Raw genomic sequence first — 2,856 nt, 5'->3', positions numbered from 1 at the left:
CGGTACCAAAAGGAATCTCTTCCTCTATTATAAATGGAAGTATTCCCCAGTTAATTAGATTTGACACATATCTTTTGGTAGCATATTCTTTTGCAATATTAGCCCATCCTCCGAGAACTTTTTGATTTGATGCAGCCTGTTCCCGGGCACTGCCATCTCCAGGCTTATTTGCATAGATTAAAGATCCAATGGCTGTCTTAAAAGGATTAAGTTTGCTCTGTCCTTCGATGGTTTTTATTTTATCGAATATTTCATTTATTTCAGGTTTCAGCTCTCCATTTTTACGGGCATATTCAAGTTCACGAATATCTTTACATTTATGAACATAATCCGGGACTTTTGTTATCAGGGTAAACTCAGATAATCTGTCGGGATCTGATCTAAATGAAGATGCCTCACCAGATGGCATCAGTTCGTCTGTTGTGGTAACAGGGTCTTCTATAAATGCAGTTACTTTCAATAATAGATTATCGTCTAATTTTGACATTGCAGGCCAGGGCTTGATACACGGCCCATTTAGCAATTCCACAGTTGAATCCTCAAGACCTTCAGTTTTCCCGTAGTTATAAACCTTACCTTCATATATTTTGGAATCAAAAATATACTGGGGCTTTGTATACTCTATATTTAGGTCTGTGGCGGCTGTGATTATTCCGTTATTAATAGCTGTCGCTGCGATACTTCTTGCATCCATAAGAGCAACTCCGGCAGACTGACCCTGGCTTGGTTTAGCTCCTTCCCTGTTTGGAAAGTTTCTTGTATTGTGTCTTATGGACAGTTGGTTGTTTCCAGGGGTGTCTCCTACTCCGAAACAAGGCCCGCATATAGAGGTTCTTATGACAGCACCTGCTCTTAATAACTTTGAACTTGTTTTGTTATCCATCAGGGTTATACCTGTATTTTTTGATGCAGGATAAATATTTAATGTAAACTCTAAATCTATGGATTTGCCGTTTAAGATATCTGCAGCATCAATAATATTGTCGTAAATTCCTCCTGAACATCCTCCGATAATTCCCTGTTCAGCTTTTAATTTACCTTTAAATATTTTTTCCTTGAGATCAAAATTAATACCGATCTTTCTTAAATCTCTATTTGTTTTTTCACAGATTTCATCTAAATTATCATAGAGTTCTTTAATTGTATAGGCATTGGACGGGTGAGCAGGCAGGGCTATCATCGACTGGATTTCATCAAGGCTTATCTCTACTAACCCATCGTAATAGACGGTGCCATCAGCTTTTAATTCCATATATTCGTGACCTCTATTATGGGTCTTTAGATACTCTCTGACCTGTTTGTCTGTTTCCCAAATTGAGGAAAGACAATTAGATTCGCTGGTCATAACATCAATTCCATTTCTAAATTCAACATTAAGATTTTTTATACCCTCTCCAAAGAACTCGAGGACACAATTTTTTACGTATTCCTTAGGATAAACTTCTCTTATAAAGGCCAGAGCCACATCCATGGGGCCGATTCCAGGTTTGGGTTTCCCTGTTAATTTGACACCGATAACCTTAGGGTACTTGATATCATAAGTTTTGTTGAGAAGCTGTTTGACCACTTCTCCTCCTCCCTCCCCCATTGCAAGGCATCCTAGCGCTCCATATCTTGTGTGAGAGTCCGACCCCAGGATCATTTTTCCGGAGCCTGCAAAGAGTTCCCTCATATATTGGTGTAAAACCCCCATGTGAGGAGGTAGGAAGTATCCTCCGTATTTTTTTGCGGCACTTAACCCAAAAAGATGGTCATCTTCATTGATTGTCCCTCCCACTGCACATAGAGAATTGTGGCAATTGCTGAGGACATAGGGTACCGGGAACTTTTTAAGTCCTGAGGCCTTTGCAGTCTGAATTATTGAAACAGAATTATTATCTGGAGATGTGATGGCATCAAATTTTATTTTTAGGTTTTCCATATCATCGGAATAATTGTGATTTTTAAGAATTCCATAGGTGATTGTGTTTTTCTTCGCGTCTTCTATGCTGGTATTCATATCTGCAATTATCTGGCCATCTTTTATGAACTGACCTTTCTCATATACTTTTATCATAATAATTTACCTAAAATGTAATCGGTGTATTCCTCTGCGGAGGCATCCTCTACCTCACTTGTGATTACAATTTTTCTTTCCTTTCTTCCGCAGATGTCTAATGCTTCTGATAATAATTTGGCTTTGTCGGGGAAGCCTATATGCGACAACATGAGCCCTACAGCTTTCAGCAAACTTGTCGGGCTGGCATAGTCGCCACGACCGTTCTCTATTAAGAAGGGGGCGGTACCGTGGGTTGCTTCAAACAGTGCTTTTTTATTACCCAAATTCGCAGCACCGGCGGCACCTATCCCCCCTAAGTATTCCACTGCAATGTCCGTAACTATATCGCCGTATAGATTTGGAAGGATAATAACCTGAAAGTCCTTGGTGAATTCAGGCACCCTTAGTTTTGCAGAGGTAACATCCACATATTTTCCCTGTAATTCAATTCCGGAATACTCTTTTGCAACTTCCTGACACATTTTAATCAAATTTCCATCGGTGGCCTTTATTACATTCCCCTTGGTAATGACAGTGACCACTGTTTTACCATTGTTTTTAGCAAATTCAAAAGCCATTCTTGCCAGCCTTTCAGAATTTATCCTTGATAAAAGTTTGAAATCAACGGCAAGAATATCATCGATCTGAAGGCCCTTTGAACCCAGTACATATTCTCCTTCGACATTTTCCCTGAAAAATGTCCAGTCGATTCTCTTGTCGGGGGCCTCAATTCTTCTCACCTGACAGAAAAGATCGAGACCTCTTCTAAGGGCGCTGTTTGCACTGGGCAAGTTGGGATATTCATCTCCCAGACTAGG

The 2,856-nt window shown here is 39.9% G+C and carries 2 protein-coding genes; both read right to left on the bottom strand.

Annotated features, from left to right (window positions below; translation table 11 throughout):
- The coding region (locus ABZA26_RS11675) for a hydratase (protein WP_372714697.1) at window positions 1–2,056 on the bottom strand (2,056 nt) is incomplete at its 3' end.
- On the bottom strand, window positions 2,053–2,856 hold an 804-nt coding region (locus ABZA26_RS11670; RefSeq protein ID WP_372714696.1), incomplete at its 5' end, for an isocitrate/isopropylmalate family dehydrogenase. The genes ABZA26_RS11675 and ABZA26_RS11670, both read right to left, overlap by 4 nt.

The organism is Ilyobacter sp. (genome assembly GCF_041583315.1).
Classification (GTDB): domain Bacteria; phylum Fusobacteriota; class Fusobacteriia; order Fusobacteriales; family Fusobacteriaceae; genus Ilyobacter.
The sequence above is the reverse complement of the archived record's forward strand: the minus strand, read 5'-3'. Positions and strand labels throughout refer to the sequence as shown.